This window comes from Hydrogenophaga sp. (genome assembly GCF_030373225.1).
GTDB lineage: Bacteria > Pseudomonadota > Gammaproteobacteria > Burkholderiales > Burkholderiaceae_C > Hydrogenophaga.
This window is the reverse complement of the sequence record NZ_JAUCZG010000007.1, coordinates 78,302-97,455: the sequence shown is the minus strand read 5'-3', so window position 1 is coordinate 97,455 and position 19,154 is coordinate 78,302. Positions and strand designations below refer to the sequence as shown.

At 69.0% G+C, this 19,154-nt stretch carries 16 protein-coding genes; 7 read left to right on the top strand and 9 right to left on the bottom strand.

What is annotated here, in order from left to right; genetic code table 11:
* Positions 1-467: 467 nt before the first annotated feature.
* The 3 genes from QUV35_RS06135 to QUV35_RS06125 all read left to right on the top strand — a co-directional run bounded on the left by QUV35_RS06135 (position 468) and on the right by QUV35_RS06125 (position 5,308).
* Positions 468-1,997, top strand: coding sequence for a BCCT family transporter (locus QUV35_RS06135; RefSeq protein WP_300871632.1), 1,530 nt, complete (start codon positions 468-470; stop codon positions 1,995-1,997).
* Positions 1,998-2,027: 30 nt separating this feature from the next.
* Complete coding sequence (locus tag QUV35_RS06130; protein ID WP_300871631.1) at positions 2,028-2,705, top strand: MarC family protein; 678 nt, start codon at positions 2,028-2,030, stop codon at positions 2,703-2,705.
* A gap of 158 nt (positions 2,706-2,863) precedes the next feature.
* Positions 2,864-5,308, top strand: a complete 2,445-nt coding sequence (locus QUV35_RS06125; RefSeq protein ID WP_300871630.1) for an ATP-binding protein — start codon at positions 2,864-2,866, stop codon at positions 5,306-5,308.
* On the opposite strand, the gene QUV35_RS06120 is transcribed toward QUV35_RS06125, so the two are convergent.
* The 3 genes from QUV35_RS06120 to QUV35_RS06110 all read right to left on the bottom strand — a co-directional run bounded on the left by QUV35_RS06120 (position 5,291) and on the right by QUV35_RS06110 (position 7,092).
* The gene (locus QUV35_RS06120) at positions 5,291-5,716 is read right to left on the bottom strand and encodes a PACE efflux transporter (protein WP_300871697.1); all 426 of its coding nucleotides are present in this window, start codon (positions 5,714-5,716) and stop codon (positions 5,291-5,293) included. The genes QUV35_RS06125 and QUV35_RS06120 overlap by 18 nt on opposite strands.
* A 15-nt stretch (positions 5,717-5,731) precedes the next feature.
* The gene (locus QUV35_RS06115) at positions 5,732-6,031 is read right to left on the bottom strand and encodes a hypothetical protein (protein WP_300871629.1); all 300 of its coding nucleotides are present in this window, start codon (positions 6,029-6,031) and stop codon (positions 5,732-5,734) included.
* A 62-nt stretch (positions 6,032-6,093) separates the two neighbouring features.
* Positions 6,094-7,092, bottom strand: a complete 999-nt coding sequence (locus QUV35_RS06110) for a sodium-dependent bicarbonate transport family permease (RefSeq protein WP_300871628.1) — start codon at positions 7,090-7,092, stop codon at positions 6,094-6,096.
* 72 nt (positions 7,093-7,164) lie between these two features.
* Between QUV35_RS06110 and QUV35_RS06105 the strand changes: the two genes are divergently transcribed.
* Positions 7,165-8,085 carry a LysR family transcriptional regulator gene (locus QUV35_RS06105; protein ID WP_300871626.1) on the top strand — a complete coding sequence of 307 codons (921 nt, stop codon included), beginning with the start codon at positions 7,165-7,167 and terminating at the stop codon, positions 8,083-8,085.
* Between the two features lie 10 nt (positions 8,086-8,095).
* Here the strand turns inward: QUV35_RS06105 and QUV35_RS06100 are convergent, their stop codons facing one another.
* Both QUV35_RS06100 and QUV35_RS06095 read right to left on the bottom strand, forming a co-directional pair.
* Positions 8,096-9,490 (bottom strand): GntP family permease, encoded by a 1,395-nt coding sequence (locus tag QUV35_RS06100; RefSeq protein ID WP_300871625.1) that lies wholly within the window; start codon positions 9,488-9,490, stop codon positions 8,096-8,098.
* Complete coding sequence (locus QUV35_RS06095) at positions 9,487-10,578, bottom strand: patatin-like phospholipase family protein (protein ID WP_300871624.1); 1,092 nt, start codon at positions 10,576-10,578, stop codon at positions 9,487-9,489. The genes QUV35_RS06100 and QUV35_RS06095 overlap by 4 nt, the downstream gene beginning before the upstream one ends.
* A gap of 102 nt (positions 10,579-10,680) precedes the next feature.
* Between QUV35_RS06095 and dinG the strand changes: the two genes are divergently transcribed.
* Together dinG and QUV35_RS06085 are read left to right on the top strand one after the other, a co-directional pair.
* Positions 10,681-13,020 carry an ATP-dependent DNA helicase DinG gene (gene dinG, locus QUV35_RS06090; protein ID WP_300871623.1) on the top strand — a complete coding sequence of 780 codons (2,340 nt, stop codon included), beginning with the start codon at positions 10,681-10,683 and terminating at the stop codon, positions 13,018-13,020.
* Positions 13,021-13,048: 28 nt separating this feature from the next.
* Positions 13,049-13,519 carry a CopD family protein gene (locus QUV35_RS06085; RefSeq protein WP_300871622.1) on the top strand — a complete coding sequence of 157 codons (471 nt, stop codon included), beginning with the start codon at positions 13,049-13,051 and terminating at the stop codon, positions 13,517-13,519.
* A 55-nt stretch (positions 13,520-13,574) separates the two neighbouring features.
* Here QUV35_RS06085 and QUV35_RS06080 read toward each other — a convergent pair whose 3' ends face one another.
* The 4 genes from QUV35_RS06080 to QUV35_RS06065 all read right to left on the bottom strand — a co-directional run bounded on the left by QUV35_RS06080 (position 13,575) and on the right by QUV35_RS06065 (position 18,575).
* Positions 13,575-14,585, bottom strand: a complete 1,011-nt coding sequence (locus tag QUV35_RS06080) for a metal-dependent hydrolase (RefSeq protein ID WP_300871621.1) — start codon at positions 14,583-14,585, stop codon at positions 13,575-13,577.
* A gap of 62 nt (positions 14,586-14,647) precedes the next feature.
* Positions 14,648-15,274, bottom strand: a complete 627-nt coding sequence (locus QUV35_RS06075; RefSeq protein WP_300871619.1) for a protocatechuate 3,4-dioxygenase — start codon at positions 15,272-15,274, stop codon at positions 14,648-14,650.
* Positions 15,271-17,958 carry a bifunctional acetate--CoA ligase family protein/GNAT family N-acetyltransferase gene (locus tag QUV35_RS06070; protein WP_300871618.1) on the bottom strand — a complete coding sequence of 896 codons (2,688 nt, stop codon included), beginning with the start codon at positions 17,956-17,958 and terminating at the stop codon, positions 15,271-15,273. Before QUV35_RS06070 ends, QUV35_RS06075 begins: the two co-directional genes overlap by 4 nt.
* Positions 17,955-18,575 carry a DUF502 domain-containing protein gene (locus tag QUV35_RS06065; RefSeq protein ID WP_300871617.1) on the bottom strand — a complete coding sequence of 207 codons (621 nt, stop codon included), beginning with the start codon at positions 18,573-18,575 and terminating at the stop codon, positions 17,955-17,957. Before QUV35_RS06065 ends, QUV35_RS06070 begins: the two co-directional genes overlap by 4 nt.
* A 219-nt stretch (positions 18,576-18,794) precedes the next feature.
* On the opposite strand from QUV35_RS06065, the gene QUV35_RS06060 reads away from it, so the two are divergent.
* Positions 18,795-19,151 (top strand): hypothetical protein, encoded by a 357-nt coding sequence (locus QUV35_RS06060; RefSeq protein ID WP_300871615.1) that lies wholly within the window; start codon positions 18,795-18,797, stop codon positions 19,149-19,151.
* Positions 19,152-19,154 lie beyond the last annotated feature (3 nt).

The following is a 19,154-nucleotide window of genomic DNA, read 5'->3' as shown; positions in this document are numbered from 1 at the left end:
GGTCTCGCGGGTGACCGGGGGTGTCCCGGCGCTGCTGTGCATGCTATGCAGGGCGCGTCGATTGCAGAAATCAATCATTGCGGGTGTTTACCCTAGGGGTGCGCCGCAGGCAACCCGGGGCTTGCGGCTTTGGGCCCTTGGGCCGCGCCGACATTGGACCCCCGTGGCGCCCGTGCATCGGCGACAATGTGCGACTACTCTGACGGCACGGTCGGCGCCCCTTCCCGGCGCTGGCGGTGCCGGCCCTTGCTGACAGCCCCGCAACGACACGACCCTGGCGGTTGGTGTCCAGGCGCCCCGTGCGGGGTCCTGGCGGGAGCCCTGACACATCGGGCCACCGCCGCCGTCGCCCGCCCCATCCCGTCTCCTGCCCTTGCAGTGGCCACACCTTGCGTGTCCGGCCAGACAGACCCTTTGCGCGCCGCGACGCATACCTGCGCGCACACCATCACTGGAGGACATTTCCCATGCAACTCATCGTCTCGGCCGGGCTCATCCTGGCCATCGTCCTGTGGGGCGTGATCGCCCCCGCCTCGCTGGGCGGGGTGTTCGACACCTTGCTGGCCGTCATCACGCGCGACTTCGGCTGGCTCTACCTGTGGGTGGTGCTGGGCCTGGTGGTGCTGGCCATGGTGCTGGCCTTCAGCCGCTATGGCGACCTGAAGCTCGGTGCCGAAGACGACGAACCCGAGTTCTCCATCGGCTCCTGGTTCGCCATGCTGTTTGCCGCCGGCATGGGCATCGGGCTGGTGTTCTGGGGCGTGGCCGAGCCGATCTCGCATTACGGCGCGCCGCCGCCCGGCATCGCGGCCAACACGCCCGAGGCGGCCAACGCCGCCATGCGCTACAGCTTCTTCCACTGGGGCCTGCACCCCTGGGCGGTCTACAGCATCGTGGCGCTGGCCATCGCCTTCTTCCAGTTCCGCAAGGGCGGCTCGGCGCTGGTGAGCACGGCGGTCGAGTCCCTGCCGTGGGCGCCGCTGAAGAAGCTGGGCCCGGTGGTCAACGTGCTGGCGGTGATCGCCACCGCCTTTGGTGTGGCGGCTTCGCTGGGCATGGGCGCGCTGCAGATCAACAGCGGCCTGAACTCGCTCATGGGCCTGCCGGTGGGCAGCCTCTCGCAGGTCGGCATCATCCTGGTGACCACGGTCCTGTTCCTGGCCTCGGCCGTGACCGGTGTGACCAGGGGCATCAAGTGGCTCTCCAACATCAACCTGGTGCTGGCGGCCCTGCTCACGCTGGCCGTGTTCATGATGGGCCCCACCGTGGCCATCATCGACACCTTCACCAGCACGCTGGGCAGTTACGCGAGCGACTTCGTGCGCATGAGCCTGCGCATGACGCCGTTTCGCGACAGCGGCTGGGTCAGCGGCTGGACGGTTTTCTACTGGGCCTGGTGGGTCAGCTGGTCGCCGTTCGTGGGCCTGTTCATCGCACGCGTCTCGCGCGGCCGCACCATCCGTGAATTCATCATGGGCACCGTGCTGGCGCCCACGCTGGCCGCCTTCGTGTGGTTCTCGGTGTTCGGCGGCACCGCGCTCAACCAGGAAATCATGCAGGGCCTGCCGATGGCAGAAGCGGTGGGTGCGGACGTCTCCACGGCGATGTTTGCCATGTTCGAGTCGATGCCCATGAGCGGACTGCTCTCGGGTGTTGCCACCGTGCTGGTGCTGGTGTTCTTCGTCACCTCGGGCGACTCCGCCACGCTGGTGCTGGGCATGATGAGCACCGGCGGGCAGGCCAACCCGAGTGCCCGCGTGAAGATCGTCTGGGGCGTGCTGGTCTCGGGCATCGCCATCAGCCTGCTGCTGGCCGGTGGTGTGAAGGCGGTGCAGACCGCCACCATCGTGTTCGCCTTGCCGTTCACGCTGGTGATCGTGCTCATGGCGGTGGCGCTGTGGCGCGGCGTGCGCGACGACTGGAACGAAGAGCAGCGACGCGACAAGGCGCTGCGTCGGCGCATGAAGGACATGCTCGAACAGCCACCCGCAGCATGACGCCCGTCACCCGATGACACGGGCCATTCCATGACCGCCGAGTTGCTGCTGGCGGTGGGCAAGAGCTTTCTGTTCGTGTTCGCCGCCATCCTGCCGATCCTGAATCCGGCCGCCACGGCGCCGATCTTTCTGGGGCTGACCGAAGGCGCCTCGCCGAGCACGCGGGCGCTGCTGGCCCGGCGCATCGCGCGCAACATGTTTGCCCTCATGGTGGGCTCGATGCTGGTGGGCTCCTATGTGCTGGAGTTCTTCGGCATCTCGCTGCCCATCGTGCGGGTGGGCGGCGGGCTCATCGTGGCGGCTGCTGCGTGGCGCTTGCTCAATGCCAGCCACGCCAGCGACGACCGGCGCACGGTGCTGGCCGAGTCGTTCACGCCCGAACAGGCGCGCCGCCAGGCGTTCTATCCGCTCACCTTTCCCATCAGCTGCGGGCCCGGCTCCATTGCCGCGGCCATCACCGTGGGGGTGGCGCTGAACGACACCCGCCTGGCGATGTCGCTGGCACGCATGGGCGGCGGGGTGCTGGCGCTGCTGGCCATCGGTGTGCTGCTGTACCTGGCGTTCCGCTACGCCCAGCAGTTGCTCAAGCCGCTGGGCGAGGCCGGCAGCGTGATCTTCCTGCGCCTGTCGGCCTTCATCCTGCTCTGCCTGGGCGTACAGATCGTGTGGGACGGGTTGAGCGAACTGTTGCGGGGTTTGCTGGTCTAGGGTGAATCCGCTGCGCGGGTGTGTGCCCCGCAGGGTATATTTTTGCCAACCCGGCGGCCCGCCGGCCGTTCGCCACTTTTCATGCCCTTCAGCGTTCACCGCGCCATGTCGACCCGCCCAGCGAGCGGGCCCGCTGTGTGAGCGTCCGCGCTCGTCTCATGCCGGTTCTGGTGGCACTGTTCACGGTGCTGGCTGCGGCGTTCCTGTGGTGGCAGTCCGAGCGGTCCCAGGCGATGTTGAGCGAGCAGGTGCTGCTGCAGGCCGAGAAACGCAGCGTGCATCTGGCCGACGCCATGGGCGGGCAGGTCAGCGGCCTGATCACCACGCTCGATCTCCAGCTGCGCGACCTGCGCCGCGAATGGTTGCGCAGCCCCGCGGACTTCGATGAGGTCGCGCAGGGTGTGCTGCAGGCCCTGCCGCCCGGTTTGGTGACCCACATCTCGGTGGCCACGGCCGGGGGTCAGGTGATCTACGACAGCCTGGGCTCGTCCGGCAGGACCTACATCGGCGACCGGGCGCACTTCCAGGCCCAGCGCGAAGGCGCCACCCAGGACGTTCTGGTGATCGGGCAGCCCGTGCGGTCACGCATTGCCGATGGCTGGGTGGTCGTGGTCAACCGCTCGATCCTTCGCAACGGGCGCTTCGACGGCACTGTTCAGATGATGGTCTCCACCACCTTCCTGGCCAGCAAGCTGGCGGCCTTGCAGCTCTCGGACCAGGACGTGGTGGCCTTGCTCGCGCCCGATGGCGCCTTTCTGGCCCGCAGCCGGGACCACGAAGGCGCCATGGGCACCAGCGTGCCGGCGGAGCGGCCGTTCCTCATCGACCGAACCACACGCAGTGGCAGCTTTCACACCCAGGGCCTGGTGGACGGCATTTCGCGCACCTACGGCTGGTTTCGCCTGGACACGCTGGGGCTGGTGATGGCCATCGGCATTGCCGACCAGGCGGTGCTGGCGCCGCTGGCGCCGGCGCTGGAGAGCAACCGCCAGGTGAGCGCTGCACTGATCACGCTGCTGCTGCTCGGCGGTGGTCTGATCGTCGCGCTGCTGGTCTACCTGGGGCGCAAGGCATCGGCGCTGGAGGCCATCAAGGTGCTGCGCCTGCGGCAATTTGAAAGCTCGCCGCTGGGCATGCTGGTGATGGACATCCGGACCAACCGTTTCGTCGATTGCAACGAAGCGGCGTTGCGCCTGTATGGCTATCCGAGCCGCGACGCGATCTTGAGCAAGACGCCGCTGGACATCTCGACCGCGCTGCAACCCGACGGGAGGCCTTCGGGGGAGAAGGGTGTGGCCTACATCGAGCTGGCCAGGCACTCGGGCGTGGTGGTGTTCGAGTGGCGCCACCTGCGCCCCGACGGGACCGAGTGGGACGGGGAGGGCTATCTGATGGCCTTCGAGCTGGACGGACGCCCGCTCGTGCAGTTCACCATGCAGGACATCAGCCTGCGCAAACGCACCGAAGCGGCCTTGCAGGAAAGCGAAACCCGGCTCAAGGAGGCGCAGCGGCTGGCGCGCGTGGGCAGCTGGAAGCGTGAAATTGCCTCTGGCGAATTGGTCTGGTCGGATGAGATTTTCCGCATCTTCGAGGTGAACCCCACGGTCAAACCCACCTACAAGATCTTCATCACCGGCGTGCACCCCGACGACCGCGCCCTGGTGGGCGCCACCTACCAGCACTCGGTCGACACGCGCGAGTCGTACGAACTGGTGCACCGCCTGCTCATGCCGGATGGGCGTGTCAAGCACGTTCGGGTGTCGGGCTTCACCGAGTTCGACGGTGAGCTTGCGCTGCGCAGCGTGGGCACGGTGCAGGACATCACCGAGGTGCACACGGCCGAAGAAGCGCTCCGGCGCCTGAACGAAGAGCTGGAGCTGAGGGTGGCCGAGCGAACGCGCGAGATGTCGGTGCTCAACCGCGAACTGGAGGCCTTCGCCTACAGCGTGTCGCACGACCTGCGCACGCCCCTGCGCAGCATCGAGGGATTTGCCAGCCTGCTCGAAGAAGAGTACGGCACCACCCTCGACCAGGCCGGCCGGGCCTACGTCGACCGCATCCGGACATCATCCCGCCGCATGGGGCGACTCATCTCCGACCTGCTGGCGCTGGCCCACCTGAGCCGCGCCGAGTTGCGCTGCGAGTGGGTGGACCTGAGCCGCTTGGCCCACGCCATCGCGCGCGAACTCGCCAGCGCCGATTCCGGTCGCGAGGTGCAGTGGCGCATCGACGAAGGCATGCGGGTCTGGGCAGACGCGGGTCTCATGAGCGTGGTGGTGCAGAACCTGCTGGGCAACGCCTGGAAATACACCGGCCAGACGCCGCGCGCCGAGATCGCGTTCACCCAGTCCATCCGGCCCGATGGCACGGTGGAGTTCTGCGTGCGCGACAACGGCGCGGGTTTCGACATGGCATATGTCGAACAGCTGTTCGAGCCCTTCAAGCGCCTGCACGCGCACCACGAGTTCGAAGGTTCGGGCGTCGGGCTGGCCACGGTGTACCGGGTGATCGAGCGCCACGGCGGTCGGGTGCGTGGCGAGGGTGCGGTGGGGCGCGGTGCCTCGTTCTGTTTCAGTGTGCCCTGGCTAGACCGGGCGGGCTGAGGCAGGCAGGCCGAAGACTTCGTCGAAGACCCAGTTGAAAACGAAGGTGTAGACCAGGAAAAAGACCACCAGGGCCAGGTCCATGACCAGCGCCTCCCGCAGGCCGATGCCCAGCCACCAGGCGATCAGGGGCACGAGCATCAGCACCAGGCCGGTCTCGAAGGCCACGGCGTGGGCCAGCCGGCGCTTCACGCTGCGGCCCTTCTTCGGCTGGCGCGCTTCCCAGCGTTCGAAGAGGCTGTTGAAGACCAGGTTCCAGGCCACCGCCACGGCCGAGGTGGCCGTGGCCAGCGCGCCGCTGGCCAGCAGGCTTTCGCCCGACATCAGCATCAGGCCCAGCCCGGCGAGTGCGATCGCCAGGATCTCGTAGAGGCTGATGTAGACGACCCGTCGCCAGGCGCCTTGCAGGCTGCGGGCGCTCACTCAGAGCGGATCGTGCAGGGCCTTGGACAGGGCCGCGATGTTGGCCGCGCTGGGCACCTGCGGTTTCATCTCGTCCTCGGCCGCGGTGGCGTTCTCGTGCGCCTGGATGGCGTTGACCATGTCGTACTGGGATTCCCAGACCAGGGTCTTGCCGGGCGGGCAGAGGTCGCGCACGGTGCCGAACCAGTAGTAGCCGTCGTTGCCGCCGAAGAGTTTGTCGATGCCACCGGCGTCACCCGTTTTCAGGCCATGGGCCGACAGGATCTGGTTGAGCTTGTGGTGAGAGACGGAATAGGGCATGAGGCAGCAATCTTCGAGTGGGCCGGCGAGTGTACCGAAACCCGCGTCTCGCTGCAGGCTGCTCAGCCCAGCACCCGCGTTGCAATGGCCACGTACAGCGGAATGCCCACCACGATGTTGAACGGAAAGGTGATGCCCAGCGACATGCCGAAGTACAGCGCCGGCTGCGCTTCGGGGATCGCGTGGCGCAGCACGGCGGGCACGGCGATGTAGGAGGCGCTGGCAGCCAGCACCATCAGCAGCGCGGCATTGCCCGCACCGACACCGGCGGCGGCGGCCAGGCCCAGCGCCAGGGCGGCGTGGGCCAGCGGCGCAAGCACGGCGTAGGCCAGCAGCCACATCGGCTTGCCCCGGAGCTCACCCAGGTTGCGCGCGGCCATCAGGCCCATGTCGAGCAGGAAGAAAGCCAGCATGCCCTTGAACAGGTCGGTGGAGAACGGGGCCATCACGGTCTCGCCGGCCGCGCCGGTGATCATGCCGATGACCATGGCGCCGAGCAGCAGCAGCTGGGCGCCGTCGGTGAACGACTCGTGCAGGATCTTGCCCAGCCGCATCGGCGTGGCCGCGCTCGCGCGCAGGGCGATCGCGCCGCCACCGGCCCCGCCGGCCACCGCCTGGCTGCGCAGGCTGTTGGCAAACAGCACCGCCATGATGATCGCGGGCGACTCCATCAGGGCCATGGCCGCCGCCATGTGGCCGCCGAATTCCGTGCCCTGGTTCTCCAGGTACTGCACGGTGGCGATGAAGGTCACGGCGCTGACCGATCCGTAGGTGGCCGCGATGGCCGCCGCGTCGAACCCGCCCAGGCGGCGTTTCAGCAGCTGGTAGCTGACGGCCGGAACGACGATCGCCAGCAGCACAGCCAGGCCCAGGGTGGTGGCCACCTCGGCGGTGAGCCCCGATTCCGCCAGCGAAAACCCCCCCTTGAGGCCCAGCGCCATCAACAGGTAGAGCGACAGAAAACGCGAGATCTGGGGCGGTATCTCCAGGTTGGACCTCACGGTGCCGGCGAGCAGGCCGAAAACAAAAAACAGGATGGCAGGGTCGAGCAGGTTGAGCATGGCCGCGATCCTAGGGGGACTGCTTGATAATTAAAAATCAATTCTCCTGATGGTTTACATCGATAAAACTCTATGAACTTCACTTTCAGGCAACTCCGGCTGTTTCTGGCGCTCGCCGAGCACAAGAGCATCACGGCGGCGGCGCGGGCCTGCCATGTCACGCAGCCCACGGTGTCGATGCAGCTCAAGGAGCTCGCCGATGCGGTGGGCCTGCCGCTGTACGAGCAGATCGGCAAACGGCTGTTCCTCACCGAGGCCGGCGAGGCCCTGGTGGACACCGCGCGCCTGATGGAAGACGACTGGGCGGCGTTCGAGCAACGCATCGACGCCATGAAAGGGCTCACGCGCGGCCGCCTGCGGCTGGCGGTGGTGAGCACGGCGAAGTACTTCGTGCCGAGCCTGCTGGGCAGCTTCTGCGATGCCCATCCCGGGATCGACATCGCGCTGGAACTGCTCAACCGCGACGGGGTGGTGGAGCGGCTGCGCCACAACCGCGACGACCTCTACATCATGTCCATGCCGCCAGCGGACATCGATCTGGAGAAGCACGCCTTCCTGCCCAACCCGCTGGTGGTGATCGCCGGCGCCGCGCATCGCTGGGCTCAGCGTCCCCGGCTGGCGCTGGAGGATCTGGCGGCCGAGCGTTTCATCATGCGCGAGCGCGGCTCGGGCACGCGCCTGGCCTGCGACGCCCATTTTTCCGCCCAGAACTTCGTGCCCCAGGTGCGGCTGGAGCTGGGCAGCAATGAAGCCATCAAGGAAGCGGTGGCCGCCGGCATGGGGCTGGCGGTGGTGTCCCGCCATGCGCTGACCACACCGCTGGCCGACGCGCGCCTGGTCGAGTTGCCGGTGGCCGGCTTCCCGGTGCAGTCCAACTGGTGGACGCTGTATCCCCGCGGCAAGCGCCTGTCGCCGGTGGCCGGCGTGTTCCTCGAGCACATCGAACACTCGGCACGGCGCCACTACGAAGAGCGCCAGAAGGCCCGCGGCTGACGGCCTGCCCTCAGAAAGAGCCGAAGGCGGTGCCCAGCGCCACCACCACCGCCAGCGCCACCAGCGGAAACACCACGGCGACCACCAGGATGTCGAGGTAGGACTGGCGGTGCGTGAGTCCGCAGATCGACAGCAAGGTGATGACCGCGCCGTTGTGCGGCAGCGCGTCGAGTCCGCCGGTGGCGATGGCGGTGACCCGGTGCAACAGATCGGGCGCAATGCCGGCTGCCTGCCCCATGGCCAGCCAGGTGTCGCCCAGCGTCTGCAGCGCGATGCTCATGCCGCCCGAGGCCGAGCCGGTGATGCCGGCGAGGATGTTGACCGCGATCGACATGGAGACCAGCGGGTTGTCGGGCGCGATGGACAGCACCGCATCGCGGATCAGCGCAAAGCCCGCCAGCGACGCAATGACCGCACCAAAGCCGACCTGCGAGGCGGTGTTCAGCAGTGGCAGTACCGAGCTGCCGGCACCGTGGTCGAGTGTCTTCGCCAGCCCCGTGAGGGCCTGGCGCTGCAGCAGCACCAGCAGCAGGGTGGCGGCGGCGAGTGCCACGATCACCGCCCAGATGCCGCGCACCGCGTCGATGTGGGTGCTGCCGTAGACCGCTTCGGCCAGGTAGCGGGTGTCCAGCGCCGGCAGCAGCCAGGTGGCGAGCAGGTAGTTCAGCGCGATCACCAGCACCACCGGGGCCATGGCGCGGGCAAACAGGGCGCCGCTGAACGCGGGTGCTGTGGTCGGGGCGGGATCGTTGTCGTCGGATTCGCCATAGCCTTCACCACGCGAGCGGGCGCTCGCAGCCCGGCGCGTCAGCCAGAGCACACCGAGCACCAGCATGACGGCGCCACCGATCAAGCCCAGGCCGGGCGCGGCGAACGGTGTGGTGCCGAAGTAGGGCATGGGGATCGCGTTCTGGATCGCCGGCGTGCCCGGCAAGGCCGTCATGGTGAAGGTGAAGGCGCCCAGGGCAATGGTGCCCGGGATCAGCCGCTTGGGCAGATCGGCCTGGCGGAACAGCGCCGCCGCGATGGGGTAGACCGCGAAAGCCACCACGAACAGCGACACACCGCCATAGGTGAGCACCGCGCAGGCCAGCACGATCGCCAGCACCGCGCGCGAGCTGCCCAGCCAGCGCACGATGCCGTGCGCGATCACGCGCGCCGCGCCCGAATCCTCCATGAGCTTGCCGAACACCGCGCCCAGCAGGAACAGCGGAAAGAACGCCACCACGAAGCCGCCCAGCGCCTTCATGAACACCTGTGTGTAGCTGGCCAGCACCGGCGTGTCGGGGCTGAACAGCACGGCCAGCAGGGCCATCAGGGGTGCCAGCAGCAGCACGCTCACACCGCGCCAGGCCAGCGCCATCAACAGCACCAGCGCGAGCACGATGCCGGCGATGCTGGTCATGCCTGCAACACGCTGGAGAGATCGAAGCTGCTGCGCTGGCCCACGTCCTGCCGGTTGGCATGGAGCCAGCGGTCGGCCGCCTCCAGGCCGAGGTCGTGCAGCTTCGACAGGAAGGCCCACCCGGTGTCGGTCTTGCTGTCGGCACCCAGCGGGGCGAGCGATTCACCGCCGTCGATCATGTGCACCCGCAAGTCCTGCACGCGCCGAAACAGCGGCGGCCCGCCCGCGATGCGTTCGGAGCCCACCAGCTGCTGCATCAGGGCCAGTGTGCGCATTTCCTTGAGCAGGCTGGCGTTGAAGGTCACCTCGTTGATCCGGTCCAGGATGTCGCTCGCGCTGCGGGGAACGGTGTCGCGCTGCACCGGGTTGATCTGCACCAGCAGCAGGTCGTCGGCCGGGCTGTCGGTGATCAGCGGCAGCAGCGAGGGGTTGCCCGCATAACCGCCGTCCCAGTAGGCCTCGCCGTCGATCTCCACCGCCTGGAACATCAGCGGCAGGCAGGCCGAGGCCATGACCATGTCGGCGGTGAGCTCGTGCTGGCCGAACACGCGCAATTGCCCGGTGCGAACCTGCGTGGCGGCAATGAACAGCTGTGTCTTGTGGCAGGCGCACACGCGCTGGAAGTCCACCGTCTCCAGCAACACGTCGCGCAGCGGATTGAGATTGAGCGGGTTGAGCTGGTAGGGCGAGAGCTGGCTGCCCAGGGCCGCGTTGAACTGTTTGAACGGTGCCAGCCACGGCGCCAGCAGCGCCTGGGCGGGCGCGAACGCCGCACCCACCGGACTGCTTTGCAGGGAGTGAAAGGGCGAGAGCTCGGCCACGCGCGTCCAGAACTGGCGCAGCACGCGCTGCGCCCCTTCGCGCCCGCCGTCCATGAGGCCGGCGGCCAGCGCCACGGCGTTCATCGCGCCGGCACTGGTGCCGCTGATGGCGGCGATCTCCAGCCACTCTTCCTGCAGCAGGCGGTCGAGCACGCCCCAGGTGAAGGCGCCGTGCGAGCCACCGCCCTGCAGGGCGAGGTCGATCGGCAGCTTGCCGCTGGCGGTGCGGGGGCTGGGCTTGCGTCTGGCGCGGGATTGGCTGGGCATGGGGAACATCCGGACATGAAAACGGTGCATTGCACCATGATCCCGATGCCGCCCCGGGCGTCTGGGACAATCGCGCTTTGCCTTCAGGCCCGCCTGCGCCGCATGTCCACCACCACCCTCGAGACGCCCGTCGAAGACATCCCAGCCCCCGGCGCCGACCTGCCCGCCGGGCCGCTGGCGCGCGAGGCACTGGCGCTGGCCGCGTTCGACCACGTGGTGGCGCATGCCGGCGGCTACCGCGCCCGGTCGGGGCAGCGAGAGATGGCGGCCCACATCGCGCACACGCTCTCGGGCGTGACGCCGGGCGACGACGCGGTGGCCAGCGACGCGGCCCTGCCCGCGCGCGGCATCGCGGTGGTGCAGGCCGGCACCGGGGTGGGCAAGTCGGCGGCCTATGCCGCCACCGTCATCCCGCTGGCACTGGCCCAGCAAAAGCGGGTGATCATTTCCACCGCCACCGTGGCGCTGCAGGAGCAACTGATCGCCAAGGACCTGCCGGCCCTGGCCGCCACGCTGCCGCAGCCCTTCAGCTTTGCGCTGGCCAAGGGACGCGGGCGCTATGTGTGCCGCCTCAAGCTCGACCAGCTCGGCGGCGGCGATGCGGCCAGTGCCGATCTGTTCGACAGCGACGACGCCCCCGCCGACACCAGCGCCTCGGGCGTGGCGGCGCGCGCCGTGGCCTCGGCCTCGGCGGCTGCGAGATGGCAGGAGCGGGGCGCGCAATACACCGCCTGGACCGATGCGCTGGACAGCGGCAGCTGGGACGGCGACCGCGACCGCCTGGACGAGCCGCCCGACGGCAGCCTGTGGTCGCCGGTGGCCGCCGAACGCCACACCTGCACCGCGCGCCACTGCCCGAGCTACAACAGCTGCAGCTACTACCAGGCGCGCGCCAGGCTGGCGCAGGCGCAGGTGATCGTGGTCAACCACGACCTGCTGCTCTCCACGCTCGGCTTGCACGCGCTGCCCGCGCCGCAGGACTGTTATGTGGTGTTCGACGAAGCGCACCACCTGGGCTCGGTGGCTCAGGGCCAGTTCACCGCGTCCATGGACCTCATGCGCAGCCACTGGCTGGACAAGCTGCCGCGCGCGGTGGACGAGGTGGCCGGCGCGCTGGATGCGCGACCCACGTCGGACGTGGCGCAACTCGCCAGGGACCTCAAGACCGCCCAGGGCGAACTGGCGCGCCTGGCGATGCAGCGCATCGGCGCGCTGCCGGCCTGGGCTCAGCTGACCGGGCGAACCCACACCAGCGTTCGCCCCGAACGGAACATGGCCCAGCCCGAACGGTGGGGTGACGCCTCGCCCATCGTCGACCGTTTCGATGGCGGCCTGCTGCCGCCCGGGTGGACCGAGGTGGTGGCACAGATGCACGCCAACGCCAGCGCCCTGCTCAAGGTGTTCGAGGCGCTGGCCACACAACTCAAGGCGAACGCGCGCGAGAACCCGGGCGATGCGGCGCGCTGTGCCAGGCTCTACAGCCGCCTGGGCGTGCTGGCGCCGCGCCTGCAAAGCGCGCAGGAAACCGCCACGCTGTGGATGCAGGCGCCCACCGACGGCCAGCCACCGCTGGCCAAGTGGCTGGAGGCCGGCGTGCAGCACGGGCTGGTCACGCTCACCGCGCACGCCTGTCCGCTGCAGCCCGGCAGCCTGCTGCGCAACCATTTGTGGAACAAGGTGCGCGCGGCGGTGGTCACCTCGGCCTCGCTGACGACCTGCGGCAACTTCGATCATTTTCTGCACGAGTCGGGCCTGGCCTACGACGACGCGGTGGCCACGCGCGAGGTGCAGAGCCCGTTCGACCACGCGCGCCAGGGCCGTCTGGTGGTGGTGCAGACCGTGGCCGACCCCAAGGACGTGGAGGCCTACACGCGCGAAATGCTGGCCTCGCTCATGGAAGACCTGCGCGAGGTGAAGCGCGGCGCGCTGGTGCTGTTCACCTCCCGGGCGCAGATGCGTCAGGCGCAGGGGTTGCTGGAGCGCGGTGAACACGCCGGGCTGCGCGATCGGGTGCTGGTGCAGGGCGACGCTTCGCGCACCGTGCTGTTGCGACGCCACGCCGGGCGCGTGGCCGAAGGAACCCCTTCCATCCTGTTCGGCCTGCAGTCGTTCGGTGAAGGTCTCGACTTGCCCGGTGAGCTGTGCGAGTGGGTCTTCATCACCAAGCTGCCGTTCGCCTCACCGAGCGACCCGGTGGGCCAGGCGCGGGCCGACTGGCTCAAGGCGCAAGGCCGCGACCCGTTCAGCGAACTCGTGGTGCCGGCCACCGGCGCGCGGCTGCTGCAATGGACGGGCCGTGCGCTGCGCAGCGAAACCGACGAGGCGGTGGTGGTCTGCTACGACGCGCGCCTGCTGCGCCAGAGTTACGGCCGGCGCATGCTGCAAGGCCTGCCGCCCTACCGCCTGCAACGCCGCGTGGGCGGCCTGCTGTCCGATGTTTGATTCCCTCAGCTCCCAAGAAAGTGACTTCATGATCTACGCCTCTCTCAAGCTCATCCACGTCCTGTCCATCGTGCTGTGGATCGGCGGCATGTATTTCGCTCACGCCTTCTTGCGCCCGGCCGTTCAATCGCTGGAGCCGCCGGTGCGCATCCGCCTCATGCACGACGTGCTCGGGCGCTTTTTCGGCACCGTGCAGGTGGTCGTCCTGCTGGTGCTGTTTTCGGGTCTGTGGATGATCGGGCGCGTGGCCAAGGAAACGGTGCAGGCCGGCCTGCCGTTCAACATGCCGCTGGGCTGGACCGTCATGGCCGCGCTGGGCATCCTCATGATCGTGGTCTTCGGCCATATCCGCTTCGCGCTGTTCAAGCGCCTGTCGCGGGCGGTGAGTGCCAGCGACTGGCCCGCCGGCGGCGCCGCACTGGCCAGCATCCGCACCTGGGTCGGCGTCAACCTGATCCTGGGCGTGGCCACCATCGGCGCGACCTTCCTGCTGGGCTGACCCGCGTCGCCGCGCCAGAGCCGGTGCGCGCTGCACCGGCCTGCCGGCCACAGGCTCAGGCGCCGGGCGACGGGATGCGTTCACCCCACATGCGTCGCCACAGCCAGTCGAGTGCCGTGCCGATGTCGGGCCGTCGGCCCTCGAGCGTGGGCCGGTGGCCGCCGTTGGCGCGCGCGGCTTCGGTGCCCAGGTCGAAGCGGAAGGTGTAACTGGGTTCCTGGCCCATGCGCAGGTCGGTGACGAACAGGCGCCCCCCGGTTTCCGACACGCTGTAGAAGCCGTGCGTGAAGGCCGCCATGCGCGCCACCGACGGTTCGTCGGCGTGCCGCTCCAGCAGGCCGGCGCCGCGCTCGTGCCGCGTCCAGACGATGCGCCGGTCATCGTCCATCAGCGAGTAGTGGCCTTCCAGGTAGTGCGTGGGCGTGGTGGCCACCAGACGCCAGAGCACCGTGTTGAACGGCGAGGGCGTCACCAGCAGCCCGGTGGCCGCCACCCCGTCCTGTTGCAGCGAGGCGCGCGCCACCTGGGTGGCGTGCTGCTGCGCACCCACGCCCCAGGCGAGGTAGAGCGTGCTGAGCGCCAGCCCGAACGCGTTCCAGCCCAGCCCCCGGGTGTTCTTCAGGCGCAGCGCGGCGATCACGCCCACGATCAGGGGCAGGGTGTAGAGCGGGTCGATGATGAAGATGCTGCCCACGCCATAGGGGTGGTCGGTGAAGGGCTGCAGCAACTGGGTGCCATACACGGTCATGGTGTCGAGCAGCGGGTGCGTGACGAGCACCAGCCACATCGCCAGCCACCAGCGCTTGAACAGCGCCGCCTCACCGTGCACGCGCGAGGCGATCCACGCCAGCACGGGCGCGGCCAGCGTGAGGATGAACAGCGAATGGCTTTCGGCGCGGTGGCGCGTCATGTTGAGGATGGCGTCGCCGTGGTCGACAAAGGCATCGAGGTCGGGCAGGGTGCCGCCGACGGCGCCCCACAGCGCGGCCTTCCACACCGCCGTGCGCCGGCCCATCACGGCCACGCCAATGGCCGACCCGAGGGCAATCTGAGAGAGTGAATCCATGGGCGCGAGCTTAAATGCGGGTGCAGAGCCCCGGGGCCTGCGCGGGCTTTCCAGCGGTGAAGCTAGGCTTGCACGACGATGGGAAACATGGCCCTGACGCCGTCGCTGCTGGATGTGAAGGGCACAGTGAGTGCCGCGCGAGCGTCCCCGTTGAGGCGCCGCCACAGGAAGTCGCGCTCGTTGCCCGGGTCGCCCGCCACGTACAGCTGCGTGGTCAGCAATTCCATGCGGTCCAGCCGCACCTTCACATGGATGTGGGGCGTGCGCCCGCCGTACTGCACCGGCCGGATGGTGCGGAAGCGGTAGCGCCCGTCGCGGCCCACCGCGACCTTGCCGAAACCCTGAAACGCCGGATCGGCGCGGCCACCGTCGCCCGGGTGGTGGTAGTGCCCTGCGTGGTCGCACTGCCAGATCTCGACCACCGCCCCCGACACCGGCACGCCCGCCAGATCGACCACCGTGCCCTCGACCCAGGCGGGCTGGCCCCGGCCGTAGTTCGCGTTGCCGTTCCTGAGCAGGTCGGCGTCGCTGTCGGCTGGCAGGGCCACGGGGTAGAACGGGCCTTCGGTCTGGCTGGGGGTGGGGCGCAGCGTGTTCGCCTGTGCGAGGGCGGACGGCAACCAGGCCGGGGCGGCCAGCGCTGCGGCGCTGGCGAGCAGGATGCGGCGGCGCGTGGGGGTGTGTTTCATGGCGTCGGTGCGGCGGGGGTGGACAGGTCCAGCGCGACGAAACGCGTTTCGCGGTCGCCGGGATCGCCGGGGTTGGGCGTCTCTTGGAAGCCCAGCGAGCGCGCAAGTTCCAGCATGCCGTGGTTGATGCGCAGCACCGTGCCCACCATCCGTCGCGTGCCGCGGGCGCGCAGGTGCTGAATCATCTTGCTCATGAGGCGATGTCCCAGCCCGCTGCCCTTGAGGTCGGACCGCACGATCACGCCGAATTCGGCGGTGTCGTTGTCCGGGTCCACCGCCACGCGCACCGCGCCCAGGGTTTCCTCCGTGCCGCCGGGCTCCGTGCGCGTGGCGATGAAGGCCATCTCGCGGGCATAGTCGATCTGCGTGAGCCGAGCCAGTTCGCTGTGTTCGATGCTGCGGCGGCTGTAGAACACGCGCAGGCGAATGTCTTCCGGGTCGAGTTGCTCCAGAAAGCGCCGGTGTTGCGCTTCGTCCTCGGGGCGGATCGGGCGCAGCGTGACGGGCTCGCCCTGCCAGTCCCACCGTTCCACCAGCTCCTGCGGATAGGGCTGGATGGCGAAATGATGGGCGCCCGCCGGGCGGCTGGCCGACACGCGCACCCGGGCATCGAGGGCCACCGCTCCTTCGTGGTTGGCCAGCAGCGGATTGATGTCGAGCTCGGCGAGCTCGGGCACGTCGGCCAGCAGTTGCGACACGCTCACCAGCACCTGCGCGATGGCGTCGAGGTCGGCAGCGGGCTCGTCGCGGTAGCCGCGCAGCAGGCTGGCCACGCGGGTGCGCGCGATCTGTGCGAGCGCCAGCGTGGTGTTCAGGGGCGGCAAGGCCAGCGCGGTGTCGGCCAGCACCTCCACCGCCACACCCCCCTGGCCGAACAGGATCGTCGGGCCGAAGACCGGGTCGACGCTGGCGCCGACGATGAGCTCGTGGGCGTGCTTCTTGCGCACCATGGTCTGTACCGTGAAGCCTTCCACCGTGGCGTCCGGGCGCTGCTCACGCACCCGCGCCAGCATGGTGGCGCAGGCCTCGTTCACCTCGGCGGCACTGCCCAGGTTCAGGCGCACGCCGCCCACGTCGGACTTGTGGGAAATGTCGAACGACAGGATCTTGAGCGCCACCGGATAGCCCAGCGCATCGGCCGCTGCCTGCGCCTGCTGTGCATCGGGGCCCACCACGCGCGTGGCCACCACCGGCAGCCCGGCGGCTTCGAGCAGGTCCTTGGCTTCGGGCTCGGTGAGCAGCTCGCGCCCGCTGGCGAGCACGCCTTGCACGATGGCGCGGATGCGCGGCAGGTCGACCGCGTGCACCGCGCTGCGGGCCGGCGGGGTCTGCAGCAGCTCCGTCTGGTGCTCGCGGTAGGTGCGCAGCAGTGAAAACGCGCGCACCGCGTCTTCGGGTGTGTTGAAGTCGGGCACCCCCGCGCCACGAAACAGCGCGCGGGCTTGCGCCACCGCGCCGTCCCCCAGCCAGCAGCCCAGCAACCGCTTCGGGTTCGTGCTGGCCATTGGCAGCAGCGCCTGCGCGATCTCCAGGCTGGGCACGATGGCGGTGGGCGCGTGGATGAAGAGCACCGCGCTCTCATGGTCTTGGGCCAAGGCCTGCATCGCCTGCACGTAGCGCGTGGCCGGTGCGTCACCAATGATGTCCACCGGGTTGGCGTGCGACCAGTTGGCCGGCAGCACGGCGTCGAGATCTGCACGCAGAACGTCATCGAGCACGGTCAGCGGCACGCCCTCGGTGGCAGCGGCGTCGGCCGCCATCACGCCGGCACCGCCGCCGTTGGTGAGCACGATCAGGCGCTCTGCGTGGTTGCCGTTGAAGCGCGAGAGTGTTTCGGCGGCGAGGAACAGGTCCTGCAGGGTGCTCACGCGCAACATGCCGGCGCGTGCGATCGCCGCGTCGAACACCGCGTCAGACCCGGCCAGTGCACCGGTGTGCGAGGCCGCAGCCTGCTGCCCGGCGGCCGAGCGCCCGGCCTTGACCACGATCACCGGCTTGTTGCGCGCCGCCGCACGCGCGGCCGACATGAACTTGCGCGGCTCCTCGATGCTCTCGATGTAGAGCAGGATGGCGCGGGTTTTTGCGTCGCTGCCCAGAAAGTCGAGCATGTCGCCGAAGTCGACGTCGGCGCGTTCGCCCAGCGAGACGAAATGCGAGAAGCCGATGCCGCGCGAGCCGGACCAGTCGAGCATGGCCGTGACCAGCGCGCCCGACTGCGACACAAATGCCAGCTCGCCCGGCAGCGCGCCGGTGTGCGCGAAGCTGGCGTTGAGTCCCAGGTGCGGCACCAGCATGCCGATGCAGTTGGGCCCGAGGATGCGCAGGGTGTGCACCCGCGCCGCATCGAGCATGGCCTGCTTTTGTGCGGCGTCGAGCCCGGCGGTCAGCACGATCGCGGCGCGGGTGCCGCGCGCGCCGAGCTCGGTGATCAGCCCCACCACGCTGGCCGCCGGCGTGCACAGCACGGCCAGTTCGGGCGCCTCGGGCAGGTCGGCCACCGAGGCCCAGACCTTCACGCCACCGAGCTCGGCGTGTTTGGGGTTGACCGCGTACAGCGCACCCTTGAATTCGCCATTGTTCAGGTTGCGCCACACCGTGCCGCCCACGCTGGCGGGACGCATCGAGGCGCCGATCACGGCCACCGAGGCCGGCGAAAACAGGGCGTCGAGGTGACGGATGCTCATGGTGCGCCACCGCCGCCGGGGGTCTGTTCACCGTTGCGGCTGGCGGCCATCCAGGCCAGCAGCGACGAGCGCATGGCCTCCTCGACCGACATGTCGATCGGTGTGATCCAGCTGCGCGGCACGAAGACCGTGTAGCCGCCGATCATGTAGCCCATGGGCAGGTAGACGGCGACCTGGTCCAGCTCGGCCAGCGCGGCCGGCAGGCCCTGCATGTTCTGCCGCGTGACCAGCCCGACGATGGACAACTCGTTGCCCGGCATGCGCAGCACCACCACCGCCTGCTGCGGTGTTTCCTTGTGGGGCGAGAAGTAGTCGGCAAAGCTCTTGAGCGACGAGTAGATGCTCTTGACCACCGGCAGGTTGGTGAACGGCAGTTCGATCCAGGAGAGCCAGCGCGCGACATGGGGCTGCGAGATCAGGAAGCCCAGGCCCAGAATGAGCGCTGCGCCCAGCATGATGCCCAGGCCGGGCAGGTAGAAGTCGCCGATGAAAGGCCGGATCAGCCACATCGCGATCGACTCGATCCAGGCCACGGTGAGATAGAGCACGTAGACCGTGATGGCCAACGGCAGGAAGGTGATCAGGCCGCGGAAAAAGTACTGGTAAATCGGTTTCATGGGGGGCCTTGATGGACCTTGCGCAGCCCGTGCGCGCAAGCAGCGGCCAGCATATCAGCGCCAACTGATGCCTGTGTGACGACGGCCGGTGCGGGCCCGGCCTTGCAGGCGGGGACAATGGCCCAAGGTACAGGCCGTTTGGCCCGCAAACCGGTGGGGGCCGGACCGGCGCGCTTGTTGCCCGTGGAACCAACACCGGCCCTCGGGGCTCAGTCTTTCATGAACGGTTTATTCGACTTCTTCGCGCGCCTGCTGCGCGGCATCCTCAAGCTTGCGCTGGGCCTGGCCGCGCTGGTGTTCGTGCTCAGCCTGCTGCTCGCCACGCTGGTGGTGGTGCTGGGCGTTTCCCTGTGGGCGCTGATCACCGGCCGCAAACCTGCCCCCGTGGTGGTGTTCAACCGTTTCCGGCAGACCTCGCAGCGTTACACCCAGGGTGTGTGGCCTGGGCGGGGGCCGGCTGGCCGGCCGATGGGTGATGTGGTCGATGTGCAGGCACACGAGGTGCCCGATGCGCCAGCCCCGCGCGAATCGCCTCCGCGCTCGGGGTCGGACCCCATGTCGCGCGTGATGCGCTGACGC

What these genes read in the sequence shown, in the direction of transcription:
- dinG (WP_300871623.1), top strand. Translation starts at nt 10,681, where the DNA reads ATGTCCACCACCACCCTCGAGACGCCCGTCGAAGACATCCCAGCCCCC.
- QUV35_RS06135 (WP_300871632.1), top strand. Translation starts at nt 468, where the DNA reads ATGCAACTCATCGTCTCGGCCGGGCTCATCCTGGCCATCGTCCTGTGG.
- QUV35_RS06095 (WP_300871624.1), bottom strand. Translation starts at nt 10,578, where the DNA reads ATGCCCAGCCAATCCCGCGCCAGACGCAAGCCCAGCCCCCGCACCGCC.
- QUV35_RS06085 (WP_300871622.1), top strand. Translation starts at nt 13,049, where the DNA reads ATGATCTACGCCTCTCTCAAGCTCATCCACGTCCTGTCCATCGTGCTG.
- QUV35_RS06115 (WP_300871629.1), bottom strand. Translation starts at nt 6,031, where the DNA reads ATGCCCTATTCCGTCTCTCACCACAAGCTCAACCAGATCCTGTCGGCC.
- QUV35_RS06105 (WP_300871626.1), top strand. Translation starts at nt 7,165, where the DNA reads ATGAACTTCACTTTCAGGCAACTCCGGCTGTTTCTGGCGCTCGCCGAG.
- QUV35_RS06100 (WP_300871625.1), bottom strand. Translation starts at nt 9,490, where the DNA reads ATGACCAGCATCGCCGGCATCGTGCTCGCGCTGGTGCTGTTGATGGCG.
- QUV35_RS06070 (WP_300871618.1), bottom strand. Translation starts at nt 17,958, where the DNA reads ATGAGCATCCGTCACCTCGACGCCCTGTTTTCGCCGGCCTCGGTGGCC.
- QUV35_RS06125 (WP_300871630.1), top strand. Translation starts at nt 2,864, where the DNA reads ATGCCGGTTCTGGTGGCACTGTTCACGGTGCTGGCTGCGGCGTTCCTG.
- QUV35_RS06060 (WP_300871615.1), top strand. Translation starts at nt 18,795, where the DNA reads ATGAACGGTTTATTCGACTTCTTCGCGCGCCTGCTGCGCGGCATCCTC.
- QUV35_RS06110 (WP_300871628.1), bottom strand. Translation starts at nt 7,092, where the DNA reads ATGCTCAACCTGCTCGACCCTGCCATCCTGTTTTTTGTTTTCGGCCTG.
- QUV35_RS06080 (WP_300871621.1), bottom strand. Translation starts at nt 14,585, where the DNA reads ATGGATTCACTCTCTCAGATTGCCCTCGGGTCGGCCATTGGCGTGGCC.
- QUV35_RS06130 (WP_300871631.1), top strand. Translation starts at nt 2,028, where the DNA reads ATGACCGCCGAGTTGCTGCTGGCGGTGGGCAAGAGCTTTCTGTTCGTG.
- QUV35_RS06065 (WP_300871617.1), bottom strand. Translation starts at nt 18,575, where the DNA reads ATGAAACCGATTTACCAGTACTTTTTCCGCGGCCTGATCACCTTCCTG.
- QUV35_RS06075 (WP_300871619.1), bottom strand. Translation starts at nt 15,274, where the DNA reads ATGAAACACACCCCCACGCGCCGCCGCATCCTGCTCGCCAGCGCCGCA.